The organism is Streptomyces sp. NPDC102274, from assembly GCF_044766385.1.
GTDB lineage: Bacteria > Actinomycetota > Actinomycetes > Streptomycetales > Streptomycetaceae > Streptomyces.
Genome location: NZ_JBIWLW010000008.1, coordinates 1 through 15,336, shown reverse-complemented (window position 1 = coordinate 15,336; position 15,336 = coordinate 1). Strand labels below are relative to the sequence as shown.

Sequence of the window (15,336 nt, the reverse complement as noted above, 5' to 3'; positions counted from 1 at the left end):
CCCGCACCCGGCCCGCGGTTTCTGCGCCCGCCTGGGCTACACGGGCGGGGGGGCGGGGGGGGGGGGGGGGCGGCCCCCCCCCCGCCCCCCCCGGCGGGGGGGGGGGGCCCCCCCCGCCGACCCCCCTGGCGCATCCACGCGATGGCGTGGACGCGCAGCGGTGTTCGCTGGCCCGGGGAGCCTGGTTCCGGCCACGATGTCATTCGGCGAGGCCCCCGGCGGCACGGAGGTCAGGCCATGGACGGCAGGGACCAGACCGAGCGCCTCCTGGAGGAGCGATGCGTACACCGACCGGGACTCCCGCCCGAACCGGACTCGGCCAGGTCCTGCCGTCCCCAGTCCCGTCCGGCCCCGCATCCCCCCCACCCGGCCTGGAGTCCGCCGCACCCGACGACGGGAAGCACGCCTGGCTGCAAGAGGCGCTGGTCGGCCCGTACAGCGCCGACATCATCGAGTATCTGACCCTGGCCAGGAAGACCGGCGGCCCGATCCTCGACCTCGGATCCGGCGCCGGACGGCTGGCCGTCCCGTTCGCCCGGCACGGCTTCCCGGTGGAGGCGATGGACCGCGATCCGGCGAGCCTGGCCCGGCTGCGCGCGTGGGCCACCCGGATCGGCCCGCGCACCCACCGCCTCATCACCACCACGCAGGCGGACCTCGCCGATCTCCAGCTGCACCGGACGTACCAACTCGTCCTGCTCGCCGGGGCGATGGTGGCCGCGGTGCCTCCGCACGCGCGCCCGGCGCTGCTCCGTGAGATCGCCACCCACCTCGGCACCGGCGGGACACTCGCGCTCGACTACACCGCGCACGAACTGCGCGCTCTCGCCGAACACCCACGCCGTTCCTGGTCGTTCCAGGTGCCACGGTTCGACGGCGTGACGGAGCAGGTCGTCGCGCGGCAGGTCTTCGATCTGGCCACCATGAGCGAACAGATCACCTATCACACCGAGCGGTCGAGGAAAACGCGCGTCAGCCGGTCGGCCTTCCGGACCGCCAAATGGATCGTGGAACAGGACGACTTGGCAGATCAGCTGCACACGGCGGGGCTCCGTGTCGCCGAGCGCAAGCAGCAGCGGCTCGACCATCGGACACTGGGCGTCCTGCTGGTATGTCGCCCGGTGACGTGACTCGCGTCACATCGGCGATCACATACACGAGACGCCTCCCACATCTGTGACTAAGGTGTGACGGGGTGCGATGTTTCCAGATGGGCCAGGGGGCGCTGCGCATGACGAGATCCGACCGAATACGTACGCAGTCGGCCGATCTGACACAGTTGCTTTATCAGGAGCTCCGCGCTCGGGGGGCGTCGAGTTACGACGACGTCGTGGCCGATATGCAGCTCGACAGCGAGGAACGGCAACGATGTCGTTCCGAATTGCTGAGCCTGGGACTCATCGCACCGACCGGAGCGAAACACGACAATCGGCTGGCGTTGGAGAATGGCGCTCCCTCCGAGAGCGAATCCGACGCGGTGGCGGTCATTGATCCGGAGATCGCGATGCTCCGGTTACTCCACGAGGAACAACAGCGCCTCCAGACGCACATTACCGAGGCGAGCCGGTCGTACAGCGCGCTCGAAACATTGGCGGGACGTTTTCTGCGGGCCGGCACCCTCACCCAGGAATCCGAGGTCGAGGTGGAGGTCCTCACCGATTACCGGCGCATCCAGCAGGTACTTGAGGACATCAGCCATGTCGTGCAGCACGAAGAGGCGATGATGCATCCGGGGACGCTCCAGCGGGAGATCCCCGAGCGCGTACTGGAGCGCGACCGCAGGCAGTTGGACAAGGGCGTGCGCATCCGTGCGATCTTCAACCAGCGCTTCGTCTCGGTGCCCGACCAGGCCGAGTACTTCCGCCGGAAGGCTGAGCAGGGCGCCGAGATGCGGATGTCCCCCGTCGTCCCGATGAACATGGTGATCGCGGACCACCACTTCGCGCTGATTCCGCTGGACCCGGCGAACCCGACCCTCGGAGCGATCCTCGCCCGGGGGCCCGCGCTGGTCCGTTCCTATCTCGCGCTGTACGAGTACTGCTGGCACACCGCGACGCCCTACGGCGAGATGGTCGGCCCCGAGCCGGGCGGCGACGGGCTCACCGAGCAGCAGCGGGCGGCGATCCGGATGCTGGCGTCCGGGATGAAGGACGAGAAGATCGCGCGCAGCCTCGGTGTCTCCCTGCGTACGGTCAGCCGCATGCTCTCCGAGCTGATGGCGGATCTCGGCGCCTCCAGCCGCTTCGAGGCGGGAGTCCGCGCCACCCGGCTCGGCTGGCTGGACTGAGCCCGCGGCGCGGACCGCCGCCGAGCCCGCGGCCTCGACGTCACCTTCTTGCACCATGCCCCTGATGGGCAAAGAGGTAAGATGCCTGCAAAGTTTTGGTCCGACCAGGCGGCGATCGGGTGGCGACGAGATGACACGCGAGGCAGTGGCGACCGAGCGCGACGTGGTGATCCAGCGGCTGCGCGACGCGGGTCTGCGCGTGACCGGCGGCCGTCTGGAGATCCTGCAACTCCTCACCACGGGCGGGCACATGGACGTCGAGGCCCTGACTTCGGCGGCGCGGGAGCGGCTCGGGGCGCTGACCAGCCAGGCGGTCTACGAAATGCTCCGGCATTTCCTGGAGACCGGTCTGGTAACGAAGTTCGAACGGCCCGGCTGGCCGGCCGTCTTCGAAATCGCGGGTGCCCCGCACCACCACGCCCTGTGTATGAAATGCGGGCGGGTGGAGAATGTGGAATCGAATATTCCACCGACGCCTCGTAAAGGCATCAGGGGCTGGCACATCGCGGATACCGAACTGCTCTTCAAAGGCGAATGCCCGGACTGCCGGTCGGCCAGAAAGAGTTGAGCGTCCGGTATTTTCTCCGGGCCCCGGCGGCCGCCATGTACCGGGGGAATTCCGGCGCGGTACGAGGACGGCCCGCACGACCCGGACCGGGTCGTGCGGGCCGTCGGCGGTCCTGGACCGGGGCGATCAGGCCTGGGGAGGGGTGGGCCATTCGCCGTCGACAGAGGCCAGGACGGGTGCGGGGGCCGGCGGGGGCCACTCGCCCTCAGCGGGGGAGGCGCTCACGGCCTGCACCGGGGCGGGGCTGGGGGCGGGCCACTCGCCCTCAGCGACCGACACCCGCGTGGACGCTCCCCGGTCGGCCGCCATCACCGGCGGTAGGGCTACGCCCGTACAGAGAATGACCGCAACGACGAGCTGACGGGCCACTGTGCGAATTCCGGCACCGCGAACGACTGCAGACATGCTTCCTCCAGGGAAATCGACGGAACGGTAAGTGGGACTTTCCTCTTCACCCGGCCCGTGCCGCCGGGCCTCCGGTGAAGACATTTAAATAATGTCCCACCCCGTACTGCCGAACCAGAGTTTCTTCCGTCGTGGACCCGCCATGGCGCGGACGCGTCATCAACAGCGACAGACGTAACATCAATTGCATTCGATGGCAATTCATTTCGGTCACAGTTAAAGACACCACTTTTTTGGTTCCACCAAAAAAACTGCTAAACTGGTGCTACGGCTCTCCCGTTCCTCCAGGAGGGGGCGGCCGTAGGGGCAGGGGCGTGCCGCCGCCCCTGCCCCATGCTGTGCGGCACGGCGGCCATGGCACGCTCGTACACCCCCAGCGTCCGCTCCGCGGCCGTGTCCCAGCTCAGTCCTCGCGCGTGACGGACCGCGGCCTCCCCCATCGACGCTCCGGCTTCCGGCCGGCCGGCGAGCCACAGCAGCCTCCTGGCGTACTCCACCGGCTCGTGTCCCTGGACCAGCAGACCGGTCACACCGTCCCGTACCGCCGTGGCCAGACCTCCGACGGCCGCTGCCAGTACCGGGGTCCCGCACGCCTGCGCCTCCAGGGCCACCAGGCCGAACGACTCACTGCGCGAGGGGACGACCAGCAGGTCTGCCGCCCGGTACCAGTCGGCCAACTCGACCTGCGACACGGCCGGTTCGAAACGCACGACATCCAGGACCCCGAGCCGCGCGCACATCTCGCGCAGCGCTCCGGGCGCGGCGGTGCCTGAGCCGCTGAGTCCGCCGACGACGGGGACCAGGAGCCGCCGGCGCAGGCCCGGCTCCAGTCGCAGGGCCTCGGCGACGGCCCGTACGAGGACATCAGGGCCCTTCAACGGCTGGATGCGGCCGGCGAAGAGCGGTATCAGCGCACCGGGAGGCAGACCGAGCCGGGCGCGGGCGGCTGCCCGTCCTCCGGCGGCGGGGTGGAAGACGCGGGTGTCCACGCCGGGGCTGACGATCTCGGTACGCGACCGCTCGGCCCCGTACATCGTCTCCAGCGCGCGGGCCTCCTCGGCGGTGTTGGCTATCAACCTGTCCGCGGCGCGGACGACCTCCAGCTCGCCCCGTACCCGCCACTGGGGTTCCGGGACGTCACCCGGCGCCAGCGTGAGGTTCTTCACCTGGGCGAGGGTGTGCATGGTGTGCACGAGGGGGACGCCCCAACGGGCGGTGGCGAGACTGCCCGCCTGACCGGAGAGCCAGTAGTGCGAGTGCACGAGGTCGTACCGGAGCCCGGAGCGGGCGGCGCGCAGCAACGCGAGCGAGAACTCCAGGAGAACCCCCGGCATGGCCTCCTTCGGCAGGGGCCGGCACGGCCCGGCGTGCAGATGCCGCACACGGACGCCGGGGCCGAGAGGCACCAGGGGCGGCCGACCCTCACCGCGGCAGCGGGTGAACAGGTCGACCCGCGCGCCCTGTTCGGAGAGCGCGCGGGCCAGTTCGACCATGTATACGTTCATGCCGCCCGCGTCCCCGGTGCCGGGTTGGTGGAGCGGCGAGGTGTGGACACTGAGCATGGCGACGCGTGGGGACACGGGAAGCTCCTCGGTTCAGGGCCACGTGTCACGTCACCACAGGCGCCCGGCCACGCGGCGGGGATCGCAGGAAAGGGTTCACGGACTACCGGGTCCGGCCGGTGGGTCAGAAACCGAAGACCGGGCCCCGGACAGGGGAAAGGCGGGTGCCGGGGACCGGCGGGGTCAGGGCGTCCAGGGTCACCGGACGGCCCGGTTCGATGCCGAGCGCCGCGGCCAGCCGGTCGGAACCCTCCGGCATGACCGGCCGCGCCCAGGCGGAGAGCGCCGCCGCCACGCTCAACTGCGCGGCGAGAGACGGCAGATGCCGCCCCCGCGCGCTCGGCCGGGCTCGCTGGTGAGCGTTCACATGCCCGAAGGCGGCGGTGGACTCGACGATCTCGTCCAGGACGGCGACAGCCCGGCGCGGATCGAAGGCTCCGGCTCCGTACGCGTCCCGAAGCTCCGCCAACGCGTATTTCACACGCCGCAGTTGAGCCTCCCAGCCCGCGCCGTCCGGGGCGGTGTCCGGCATCCGTCCGCCGTTCTCCTCCCGCACGGCGGTGAAGAGCCGGTCGAGCCAGCCGTTCCACGTGCTGTCCAGGGCGAGGCGGGTCGCGGCCAGTTCACCGACCCGGAAGTCGACACGGCGGCCGGTGGGGCGCGCCTGGAGGACATGCCTGCGCAGCGCGTCGGAGCCGTACTCCACGAGCAGGTCCAGCGCCCACGCGGCCTTCCCGCCGTCCGGCGTGCCGTAGGTCTCGGTGACGCAGAACTCCTGTGGCAGTTTGACACCTTGGGCCAGCAGGATGGCGGGGAGCAGCACGGCGTGGCAGAAGGTGTGCTCGAACGCCCCGAAGTGCACGGTGCGTTCGGGCAGTGGTCTGCGGTCGTAGCCGCTGCCGAACAGATGCATCGCGGCGGCCTCGAAGCAGGCGTCGACGCGTTGTCCGGCGAAGCCGTCGACGGGGACCGGGATGCCCCAGTCCCCCGGGTGTCCCACGGCTATGTCGGGCAGCCCGTCCTCCACGAGGCTTTCGCAGAGCGCCGCCAGCCGGGGCGGCAGTTCGGAGGCCGCCCAGTATTCGGCGAGCGCGTCACGGAACGGTTCGAGCAGCAGGTGCGGTGTACGGCAGCGGCGCCCGACGGCGGCCGATCCGCACCGGGCGCAGCACGGGTCGACGAGCGTTCCGCCGTCCTTGGGCAGGGCGCACTCGCCGCACATGCCACCGACGCCGCCGGCTCCGCAGCGGGGGCAGGCACCGGTCACCAGGGCGCCGTGCAGCCAGCGGGCACAGGGCTCGCAGTAGGGCACCGTCCGGGCCCTGGGGGCGATGACGCCCTCCGCGTAGAGCCGGGTGAACATCTCCTGCGTCCAGCGGGCGTAGCCGCGGTCGCGCCGGGGATGGACGATGCGGTCGAACTCGATGCGGGAGTGTTGCCAGTCGGCCGTGATGGCGGCGCGGTAGCCGTCGGCGACCTCGGCCGGGTCACGGCAGGTGCGCAGAGCCCGCGACTGGACCGCGGCGGTGTGATCGGCGGTGCCGGTGGTGAAGAGGACCGCCTGGCCGTCGGCCCGCAGGAAACGGGCCAGGACGTCGGCGGCCACGTAGGGGCCGGCCAGCTGCCCGATCTCCAGTTCGGAGGAGGGGACGGGCGGGGTCGCGGTGATCCAGAGAGGGGTGCTCACGGGTGGACCTCCTTGACGCGGAGTGACGCAGACGCGGTGCGATGCTCAGCGCGGTTCGAAGTGGAATGAGCGGATGAAGCAGTCACGCGGCTGCTCGACCGCATAGACGACGCATTCGAAAAGCGCCTGGGTGGTCAGCTTCTCCTCGGCCGTGGGCCGGCCGGAACCGGTCGCCTCCCATTCCGTAGAACGCGGGTCGGAGGTGGAGAAATTCGGCGGATAGAGCGAGAAGACGCGTATACCCGAGGGGCGCAGCCGGCGCGAGAGAATTTCGGCGAATCCGGCCTGCGCGCTTTTCGCCGCGTAGAACGCCTCGTGTGCGGGCGAGCCCGTTCCGTCGTCGTCTCCGCGCACCGCGACCATGTTGACGATGTCGGGCCGGCCGGAGGAGCGGAGCAGCGGCAGGAAATGCTTGACCATCAGGACCGTGCCGCCGGCTGTGGACTCGATGGTCTCGACTATCTGGTCGTCGGACGCGTCGTCCAGTTGGAGTCCGTCCAGCCAGCGCGCGCCATTGTTGACCAGGAGATCCACCCGGTCGGTGCGCTCGGCGACGCGCCGGGCGAAGTCACGGATCTCGGCGGGCCTGCTCAGGTCGCAGCCGAATGCGTGAATACGGTCCCGGGCCGATCCCATGACTTCCGTGTGGGTGCGTTCCGCGGCTTCGACCGTACGGGCCGATACATAGACCTCGGCTCCGAGATGGGCGAATCCGATGGCGAGCGAACGGCCGAATTGCCGGGAAGCTCCGGTCACCACGACCCGTAGATTCTCGAATTTCATCCTCTACCACTCTCCCGGTCGGGATGGGCCACGTCCTGATTGTCTTTCTCCGGACGGGAGTTGCGGGATTCCGCGACCTCCAGAGTGACAGAGGAAAGACGGCGGAAGCAGGCTCGGGCGCTGCGCGTTCACGCCGTGACGCGGATACGCCAGGGGAGAGGCAGGGCCCTTTCCAGTACGGTGGCGTGCTTGCCGTGGACGCCTACGGCGTGCAGCCGTGAGCCCGAGGCGTGGCCCTTCGCGTCGGCCGGGGCAGCGGCGGAAGCGTGGGCCGAGGCGGACACCGGGCCGCCCGGTGTGTCGACGCGCAGGGTGTACGGGCCGGGGGCCGCGCCCCGTCCATGGCCGGCGAGGCGGTGGGGAACAGTGCCGGGCACGGTTGCGGCGGCCGTGAGACAGGCTGCTCCCGTCAGCGCGAGGGACGGGTGCCAGCCGGTGGTGGTGACGGCGCGGACGGTGAGTCCGCCGGCCCCGTACGCGGCCACCGCGGCGATCTTCGGGAGCGCGCCGTGCGCGGGCAGGCCGAGGAGGCGGGCGGCGCGGGCCCGGACACGCAGCAAGCGGTCCAACACGTCCCCCTCGGCGGAGCGGAGGTCACCGGGGGCGGGCAGCCCGAGGTCGGCGGTGTCCACGAACACATACGGATTGCCGAAGTCCACCAGGGACACCCGCAGACCGTCGACGCTGTCGACGGGGCGGCCGGTCGGCAGCAGCGGCCGGGCCGGAGCTGGGCGGTTGAGCCGTACCGTGTACGCGCCGCCGCCCGGCTCCGGTTCGCAGACGACCGTGTCGTTCGTCGTCAGCGCGCGGACCCGGACGGGGCCGGGCCGCCCCGTGGCCACCACGCAGGCCAGCAGCGAGTGTCCGCATCCGGTACGGAAGTCGAAGCCGCCCGACAGCGACTGTACGAAGCGGTAGTCCAGGTCGTGGGCCGGGTCGTGGGACGCGCCGTACAGCGCGATCTTCCCGATCTCGCCGCGCCCGGTGCGGTGGAGCCACCGGCGTAGGGCAATCAGTTCATCCCGTAACGCCAGTGACCCACGCGGCAGTCGGTCACGGTCTATCACCAGCGTCGGACAGGGGGCGCCCGCCACCCGCACGACGTCGACGATCACGCGGCGCATCCGACGGGGACCCGGAGCCCCTGCGCGACCTCCGTCCACAGCTCATGCACAGCGAGCGCCCACAGCGCGAGGGCGTCGGGTCCCGAGGGGTGGGCCAGCTGACGGGTGATCAGTGCCTGGACGCGGTCGGGCCGGAGCCGGCCGCCGCGCAGCAGCCGGGCCGGGGCGAGCAGGTCCTGGACCGCGTCCATCAGCGGGCTGCCCGAGGTCAGCATGGCGGCGACGGGCAGGGTGAAGGGCTGCTTGGGGCGGCGCAGCACGGACGGCGGGAGAAGGTCCCGGCCCACCCGGTACAGCGCCTGTTTGCCCCGCAGGTCCTCGGCGGGCAGCGAGCGGGCCAGCGCCGCCACCCGGGGCTGGCAGAACGGCATCCGGGCCTCGACCGCCCACGCCATGCTGAGGTGGTCGACGCGGCGCAGATGATAGGCGGGCATCCGCCACCGGGTCTCGAAGTTGACCATCGCGGTGAGCCGGTCGGCGCCGGACGCCCGGAGTTCGGCGGCGATGCGGTCCCCGTCGGAGCCGCGCTCGGCGATGAATGCCCGGTACGCGGGGGTGTAGAGACGGCTCCGGAGCATGCGTGGGACGGCGGCGAGGGCGTCGGCGTAGCCGCCGGCCCAGTCCGCTCCCTCGGGCACGGCGAGCGCGGCGCGTAGGCGGTCGTAGCCCCCGAAGAGTTCGTCCGCGCCGTCGCCGGTCAGCGCGACGGTGAAGCCCGCCTGGTGGACGGCGCGGAACAGCGCGTAGGTGCTCAGCGTGATCGGGTCGGCGTTGGGCTGGCCGAGGTGGCGGACGGTGCGGGTGAGCAGGGACGCGAACTCGGCCGGGTCCGCCTCCACCTGGTGATGGACGGTGCGGGCCCGCAGGGCCACGGCGCGGGCGTACGTGTGCTCCGAGTCGGGCCACCGGCCGCGGTAGGTGAGGTGGAAGCTGTGCAGCGGCGCGGCGCCGGTGGCGCGGGCGCCGGCCGCCGCGAGCGCGGTGACGAGTCCGGAGTCCAGCCCGCCGCTGGTGATCGCACACACCGGGACGTCGGCGTCGGCGAGCCGCTCCGTCTCGACGCGCAACGTCTCCTCAAGGTCCTGGTCGGCGGTCCCGGTGACCACTGGCGTCCGGTACGGCGCGCGCCGGTGCACCCGTAGTCCGTGGCCGGGGCGGGCCACGGCCGTGGCGCCCGGCGGGAGCACCTTGATGCCGCGCAGGGCGGTCTCCGTACCGAACGGTGTCTTCGTCGCGAGGACGGTGTCGAGCGACTCCTCGCGCGGGTCGGCCGGCACCCCGTCGAAGGCGAGCAGCGCGGGGATCTCCGACGCGAAGCGCACCGAACCGTCCGGTGCGACATGGTAGTGGACCGGTTTCATCCCCATGTCGTCGACGGCCAGCACCAGTTGGGGGCCGGCCGACGCGGTGCGCCGGTCGAGGACGGCGATCGCGAACATCCCGTCGAGGTGTTCGGCGAACCGGGGCCCGTACTCCAGGTAGAGAGCGGGCAGCACGCTGCCGTCACAGGAGTCGGGAAAGCGGTGGCCGCGTGCCGCCATGCGCCGGCACAGCTCCCGGTGGTTGTAGATCTCGCCGTTGAACACCGCCAGCACGCCGGGCGCGGTGGGCAGCCGGTACGGCTGGGCCCCCCGGCCCGGGTCGGTGACGGCGAGCCGGTCGCAGCCGAGGGACCAGCCCCGGCCGCTGAGCACGCCACGCCCGTCGGGACCGCCGTGCCGCTGGCGGGCCGACACGGCGACCAGCTCGGGAGCGGTGGTCTCGCCGGCGAAAGAACCGAAGATCCTGCACATGCCGGTCGCCTCCGAATCCTGGATCCAATGAATCAACCGTTTATTTGAATGTACCAATTTTTTGTCTGGCGCGTAAGTGTCATGGCTCGGACACGCCACACCCTCGGCCTTGCTCACCGTCGATGAGGTCAACAGGCTGGACATATGGATGAGTTGAGGACCGAGTTGAGGACCGACTCCGCCGCCGACCGCGGCGCTCCCGCGAGCCTGCTGGTGGTGGCGGCGCACCCGGACGACATCGAGTTCTGCGTCAGCGGGACGGTCATGCGGTGGATCGCGCAGGGCACCCGCGTCACCTACTGCATCGTCACGGACGGCGGCGCCGGCGGTTACGACGACAAACTGCCGCGCCAGGCCATGGCGGATCTGCGCCGCGCGGAACAGGTCCACTCGGCGAAGCTGAGCGGGGTGCACGACGTACGTTTCCTCGGCCATCCCGACAGCCTGGTCGAGGCGAGCGTGGAGCTGCGCCGCGATCTGTGCCGGGTGATCCGGGACGTGCGGCCGCAGCGCGCCGTCATCCCCAGCCCCGAGATCAACTGGAGGCGGGTCGCCGATCTGCATCCCGACCACCGGGCGGTGGGCGACGCGGCACTCCGCGCGGTCTACCCCGAGGCACGGAACCCCTTCGCCCACCCCGAACTCCTCAAGGAGGAAGGGCTGGAGCCGTGGGCGGTACCCGAGCTGTGGCTGATGACGGGGCCCACGCCCAACCAGTACGTCGACGTCACGTCGGTCTTCGCCCGCAAGGTCGACGCGCTGCGTATCCACACGTCGCAGACCGCGCACTTCGAGGACCTGGCGAGCCTTCTGGGGGACTGGCTGGCGGAACACGCCCGCGACGGCGGCCTCCCGCCGGGTCGCTTCGCGGAGGCCTTCCAGATCGTCAGCACGGCCTGAGGGCGGTGCCGGCGGTGCTCACCGGTAGATGACGAGTTCGTGTTCCTCGGCGCCGACCAGGTCGTAGCGCGTGCCGACCAGCGGGCGGCCGGAGTAGAGCCGGATCAGCGTCGACGTGTCGGCCGTAAGGCGGGCCGTCGGGCGGCCTTCGACCGGGTCGCCCAGCACCACCGGTTCCGGGTGGCCCGGCAGTGTGGCGTGAAGCAGTGGAGTGTCCCGGCGGCGGCTCGCCACGGCGAGCAGCGGCAGGGCCGGCGTGGCTCCCGCGCCGGCGTACGCGCCCGGTACGCCGAAGGCCTCCCGTACATCCCCCGCGTGCACCCACTCCCCCAGCGCGACCGTGTCGAGCGAACCGTCCTCGTGAGCGGCGATGGCGGGGCCCGCCTCGGTGAAGCCCCGCTCCAGCTCGTCCAGCACGCGCGCCAGCGACCAGTCGGCGCGCTCCGCGACGTCGGCGGCGTTGGACCCGGGTGAGAAGACACCCTCTTCGAGGCGGCCCTCCACGATCCGGACGAGCGCGGCGGCACAGTGCGCGAGGACATCGCGGGCGGTCCAGCCGGGGCAGGCCGTACGGAGGGCGAAGTGTTCCTCGGGCGTGTTCCGGAGCAGCGGCAGCAGCGCGTCCCGCTCGGTCAGCAGCAGACGGCCGGGAAGCTCCGGATCACGGGCCTGTTCGGACATGGATTCGCCCTCCGTGGATATGGCTGTCGATCAGTAACGGTAGTGATCCGGCTTGTACGGGCCCTCCACCGGGACGCCGAGATACGCGGCCTGGTCGGGGCTGAGTGTCGTGAGTGTCACGCCGAGCGCGTCCAGGTGAAGGCGCGCGACCTTCTCGTCCAGGTACTTGGCCAGCACGTGCACGCCGGTCGGATAGCCGCCGGTGCGGGTGAAGAGTTCGATCTGCGCGATGGTCTGGTTGGCGAAGGAGTTGGACATCACGAAGGACGGGTGGCCCGTGGCGTTGCCGAGGTTGAGCAGCCGCCCCTCGGACAGCACGATGACGCACCGGCCGTCCGGGAAGGTCCAGGTGTGGACCTGTGGCTTGACCTCGTCCTTGACGATGCCGTCCTCGGCGGCCAGGCCGGCCATGTCGATCTCGTTGTCGAAGTGGCCGATGTTCCCGACGATCGCCTGGTGCTTCATCCGCCGCATGTGCTCGATACGGATGATGTCCTTGTTGCCGGTCGTGGTGACGAAGATGTCCGCCATCTCGACCACGTCCTCCAGGGTGGTCACCTGGTAGCCGTCCATCGCCGCCTGGAGCGCGCAGATCGGGTCGATCTCGGTGATGACGACCCGCGCTCCCTGACCGCGCAGGGACTCCGCGCAGCCCTTGCCGACATCGCCGTAGCCGCAGACCACGGCGACCTTGCCGCCGATCAGCACGTCGGTGGCGCGGTTGATGCCGTCTATCAGGGAGTGCCGGCAGCCGTACTTGTTGTCGAACTTCGACTTGGTCACGGCGTCGTTCACGTTGATGGCGGGGAAGAGCAGTTCGCCGTCACGGTGCATCGCGACGAGGCGGTGCACACCCGTCGTGGTCTCCTCGGTGACGCCGCGGATCCCGGCGGCCAACTCGCTCCACTTTCCGGGCGTCTCACGCAGCGAGCGGGCCAACGTCTCCAGTACGACGCGGTGTTCGGTGTTGTCGGCCCTCGCCGGGTCGGGTACGGAGCCGGCCTTCTCGTACTCGACGCCCTTGTGGACGAGGAGAGTCGCGTCACCGCCGTCGTCCAGGATCATGTTGGGGCCGCTGCGGTCCGGCCAGGTCAGCGCCCGCTCGGTGCACCACCAGTACTCCTCGTACGTCTCCCCCTTCCACGCGAAGACGGGAATGCCGGCGGCTGCTATCGCGGCGGCGGCGTGGTCCTGGGTGGAGAAGATGTTGCAGGACGCCCAGCGGACGTCGGCGCCGAGCGCGACGAGCGTCTCGATGAGGACGGCGGTCTGCACGGTCATGTGCAGGGAGCCGGTGATACGGGCGCCCCGGAGCGGTTGGGTGGGCGCGTACTCCGCGCGGATCGCCATCAGGCCGGGCATCTCGTGCTCGGCGAGGGCGATCTCCTTGCGGCCGAACTCGGCGAGCGACAGATCGGCGACCTTGAAGTCGGTGAAGTGGGGCAACTCAGCTGGCATGGAGGCTCCTTGAGGTCTGAGGGCTTGGCGTCCCGGGGCACGCGGCCTGGACGTTCCGGTGGATGTCCAGCGCGGCGGTCGAGCGGTTGAGAGTGATGTAGTGGAGGCCCGGGGCGCCTTCGGCGAGAAGCCGCTCGGCCATGGAGGTGGCGTGGTCGACGCCGATCCGGTGCGCGGCGGCGGGATTGTCGCGGGCCGCCTCCAGCCGGTGCGCCAGGTCCTCGGGGAAGGCCGCGTTGCCGAGGGCCGCGAAGCGGGCGATCTGCCGTACGTCGGTGGCGGGCATGATCTCGGGGATGACCGGTGTACGGCAGCCGGCGGCCGTCACCCGGTCCCGGAAGCGCAGATAGTCCTCGGCGTCGAAGAACATCTGCGTGATGGCGTAGTCCGCGCCGGCCTCGCACTTCGCGATGAAGTGGCGCAGATCCGCCGCGGGCGAGAGCGCGCGGGGGTGGCCCTCGGGGAAGGCGGCGACACCGATGGTGAAGTCTCCGAGGGAGCGGACGAGTTCCACCAACTGGTAGGCGTGGGTGAAGCCCTGTGGGTGCGGGGTCCACTCGCCTCGCGGGTCGCCGGGCGGGTCTCCGCGCAGCACGAGGACGTCGCGAATCCCGGCGTCCGCGTACTGGCCGATGACGCGGCGCAGTTCGGCGACCGGATGCCCGACGGCGGTGAGATGGGCGACGGGCCGCAGGGTCGTCTCGGCCGCGATACGTCGGGTGACGGCGACGGTACGGTCACGGGACGAACCGCCGGCGCCGTAGGTGACGGAGACGAAGTCCGGAGCGAGGGTTTCGACGCGACGGACCGTGTCCCACAGCGCACGTTCGCCGGCCGGGGTCTTCGGCGGGAAGAACTCGAAGGAGAAGGTGGTCATGCCCGGCCTCCCGCGTTGAAGTACGTCGCCTCGGGGTGGTGGATCACGAGGGCGTCGGTGGACTGCTCGGGGTGGAGCTGGAACTCCTCGGAGAGCTCGACGCCGATCCGGCCGGGCTCCAGGAGGTCGGCGATCTTCGCGCGGTCCTCCAGGTTGGGGCAGGCGCCGTAGCCGAGCGAGAAACGGGCGCCCCGGTACTTCAGGGCGAACACGTCGTTCATAAATGTCGCGGTCTCGACCTCGGACGGGTCCTCACCCGCGAAGCCGAGTTCGGAGCGGACCCGGGCGTGCCAGTACTCGGCGAGGGCTTCGGCGAGCTGGACGGAGAGACCGTGGAGTTCGAGATAGTCGCGGTAGGCGTTCTTCTCGAAGAGTTCGGCCGTGGCGCCGCCGATCCTGGAACCGACCGTGACGACCTGGAGTCCGATCACGTCCGTCTCGCCGGACTCCTCGGGGCGGAAGAAGTCGGCCAGGCACAGCCGCCGTCCGCGCCGCTGCCGCGGGAAGGTGAACCGAGTGCGCTCCGAGCCGTCCTCACCGAGCAGGATGAGGTCGTCGCCCTTGGAGACGCAGGGGAAGTAGCCGTGGACGACAGCCGCTTCGAGCAGGTTGTCGGTGTGGAGCCTCTCCAGCCAGCCGCGCAGCCGTGGCCGGCCCTCGGACTCCACCAGCTCCTCGTACGTGGCTCCGCCCTTGCGGGACTCCTTCAGCCCCCACTGCCCCTTGAACAGCGCACCCTCGTCCAGCCAGGACGCGTACTCCTTCAGCTGGATGCCCTTGATGACGCGGGTGCCCCAGAACGGCGGCTCCGGCACGGGGTTGGTCGTCGACACGTCCGAGCGGGCCGCGCCTTCCTCCGGACGCTCCTCCACCACGGCTGTGACGGCGGGCCTGACCCGGCGCCGCTTGAGTTCGGGCAGTACGGCTCCGGGGACGCCGCGCTTGATGCCGATCAGCGCGTCCATCAGCCGCAGACCCTCGAACGCGTCGCGGGCGTAGCGCACTTCGCCCTCGTAGATCTCGTGCAGATCCTGCTCCACATAGGCCCGGGTGAGGGCGGCGCCGCCGAGGATGACGGGGAAGTCCGCCGCCATCTTGCGCTGGTTCAGCTCCTGAAGGTTCTCCTTCATGATCACGGTCGACTTCACCAGCAGACCGGACATGCCGATGACATCCGCCCGGTGCTCCTCGGCGGCCTCCAGGATCGCGGA

General features: G+C 70.7%; 13 protein-coding genes. 4 read left to right on the top strand and 9 right to left on the bottom strand.

Annotated elements, in window-relative coordinates:
- Positions 1-278: 278 nt before the first annotated feature.
- The 3 genes from ACIRQP_RS13230 (at position 279) to ACIRQP_RS13220 (ending at position 2,855) form a co-directional block, all read left to right on the top strand.
- On the top strand, positions 279-1,130 hold the full coding sequence (locus ACIRQP_RS13230) for a class I SAM-dependent methyltransferase (protein ID WP_403887973.1): 852 nt from the start codon (positions 279-281) through the stop codon (positions 1,128-1,130).
- A 101-nt stretch (positions 1,131-1,231) separates the two neighbouring features.
- Positions 1,232-2,287 carry a response regulator transcription factor gene (locus ACIRQP_RS13225; RefSeq protein ID WP_403887970.1) on the top strand — a complete coding sequence of 352 codons (1,056 nt, stop codon included), beginning with the start codon at positions 1,232-1,234 and terminating at the stop codon, positions 2,285-2,287.
- A 64-nt stretch (positions 2,288-2,351) separates the two neighbouring features.
- The gene (locus tag ACIRQP_RS13220; protein WP_403887967.1) at positions 2,352-2,855 is read left to right on the top strand and encodes a Fur family transcriptional regulator; all 504 of its coding nucleotides are present in this window, start codon (positions 2,352-2,354) and stop codon (positions 2,853-2,855) included.
- A gap of 659 nt (positions 2,856-3,514) precedes the next feature.
- Here the strand turns inward: ACIRQP_RS13220 and mshA are convergent.
- The 5 genes from mshA to asnB form a co-directional block, all read right to left on the bottom strand.
- Complete coding sequence (mshA, locus tag ACIRQP_RS13215) at positions 3,515-4,822, bottom strand: D-inositol-3-phosphate glycosyltransferase (RefSeq protein ID WP_403888574.1); 1,308 nt, start codon at positions 4,820-4,822, stop codon at positions 3,515-3,517.
- 124 nt (positions 4,823-4,946) lie between these two features.
- Entirely contained in the window at positions 4,947-6,509 is a 1,563-nt protein-coding gene (locus ACIRQP_RS13210; protein ID WP_403887964.1) for a class I tRNA ligase family protein, read from the bottom strand.
- A gap of 45 nt (positions 6,510-6,554) precedes the next feature.
- Positions 6,555-7,292, bottom strand: a complete 738-nt coding sequence (locus tag ACIRQP_RS13205; protein ID WP_403887961.1) for an SDR family oxidoreductase — start codon at positions 7,290-7,292, stop codon at positions 6,555-6,557.
- Positions 7,293-7,420: 128 nt separating this feature from the next.
- Entirely contained in the window at positions 7,421-8,407 is a 987-nt protein-coding gene (locus ACIRQP_RS13200) for a PrpF domain-containing protein (RefSeq protein WP_403887958.1), read from the bottom strand.
- Positions 8,404-10,209 (bottom strand): asparagine synthase (glutamine-hydrolyzing), encoded by a 1,806-nt coding sequence (asnB, locus tag ACIRQP_RS13195; protein WP_403887955.1) that lies wholly within the window; start codon positions 10,207-10,209, stop codon positions 8,404-8,406. Before asnB ends, ACIRQP_RS13200 begins: the two co-directional genes overlap by 4 nt.
- Before the next feature lie 144 nt (positions 10,210-10,353).
- Between asnB and ACIRQP_RS13190 the strand changes: the two genes are divergently transcribed.
- Entirely contained in the window at positions 10,354-11,109 is a 756-nt protein-coding gene (locus ACIRQP_RS13190; RefSeq protein WP_403887952.1) for a PIG-L deacetylase family protein, read from the top strand.
- Between the two features lie 18 nt (positions 11,110-11,127).
- Here the strand turns inward: ACIRQP_RS13190 and ACIRQP_RS13185 are convergent, their stop codons facing one another.
- The 4 genes from ACIRQP_RS13185 to ACIRQP_RS13170 all read right to left on the bottom strand — a co-directional run.
- Positions 11,128-11,790 carry a maleylpyruvate isomerase family mycothiol-dependent enzyme gene (locus tag ACIRQP_RS13185; RefSeq protein WP_403887949.1) on the bottom strand — a complete coding sequence of 221 codons (663 nt, stop codon included), beginning with the start codon at positions 11,788-11,790 and terminating at the stop codon, positions 11,128-11,130.
- A 30-nt stretch (positions 11,791-11,820) separates the two neighbouring features.
- Positions 11,821-13,248, bottom strand: a complete 1,428-nt coding sequence (gene ahcY / locus ACIRQP_RS13180; protein WP_403887947.1) for an adenosylhomocysteinase — start codon at positions 13,246-13,248, stop codon at positions 11,821-11,823.
- Positions 13,238-14,125 carry a methylenetetrahydrofolate reductase [NAD(P)H] gene (gene metF, locus ACIRQP_RS13175; RefSeq protein WP_403887944.1) on the bottom strand — a complete coding sequence of 296 codons (888 nt, stop codon included), beginning with the start codon at positions 14,123-14,125 and terminating at the stop codon, positions 13,238-13,240. The genes ahcY and metF overlap by 11 nt, the downstream gene beginning before the upstream one ends.
- Positions 14,122-15,336: vitamin B12 dependent-methionine synthase activation domain-containing protein (locus ACIRQP_RS13170; RefSeq protein ID WP_403887942.1), on the bottom strand; the 1,215-nt coding region annotated here is incomplete at its 5' end. The genes metF and ACIRQP_RS13170, both read right to left, overlap by 4 nt.

Excerpts from the sequence above, each read along its gene's own strand:
- ACIRQP_RS13230 (WP_403887973.1), top strand. The coding sequence starts at position 279 with ATGCGTACACCGACCGGGACTCCCGCCCGAACCGGACTCGGCCAGGTC.
- ACIRQP_RS13225 (WP_403887970.1), top strand. The coding sequence starts at position 1,232 with ATGACGAGATCCGACCGAATACGTACGCAGTCGGCCGATCTGACACAG.
- ACIRQP_RS13220 (WP_403887967.1), top strand. The coding sequence starts at position 2,352 with ATGGGCAAAGAGGTAAGATGCCTGCAAAGTTTTGGTCCGACCAGGCGG.
- mshA (WP_403888574.1), bottom strand. The coding sequence starts at position 4,822 with ATGCTCAGTGTCCACACCTCGCCGCTCCACCAACCCGGCACCGGGGAC.
- ACIRQP_RS13205 (WP_403887961.1), bottom strand. The coding sequence starts at position 7,292 with ATGAAATTCGAGAATCTACGGGTCGTGGTGACCGGAGCTTCCCGGCAA.
- asnB (WP_403887955.1), bottom strand. The coding sequence starts at position 10,209 with ATGTGCAGGATCTTCGGTTCTTTCGCCGGCGAGACCACCGCTCCCGAG.
- ACIRQP_RS13190 (WP_403887952.1), top strand. The coding sequence starts at position 10,354 with ATGGATGAGTTGAGGACCGAGTTGAGGACCGACTCCGCCGCCGACCGC.
- ACIRQP_RS13185 (WP_403887949.1), bottom strand. The coding sequence starts at position 11,790 with ATGTCCGAACAGGCCCGTGATCCGGAGCTTCCCGGCCGTCTGCTGCTG.
- ahcY (WP_403887947.1), bottom strand. The coding sequence starts at position 13,248 with ATGCCAGCTGAGTTGCCCCACTTCACCGACTTCAAGGTCGCCGATCTG.
- metF (WP_403887944.1), bottom strand. The coding sequence starts at position 14,125 with ATGACCACCTTCTCCTTCGAGTTCTTCCCGCCGAAGACCCCGGCCGGC.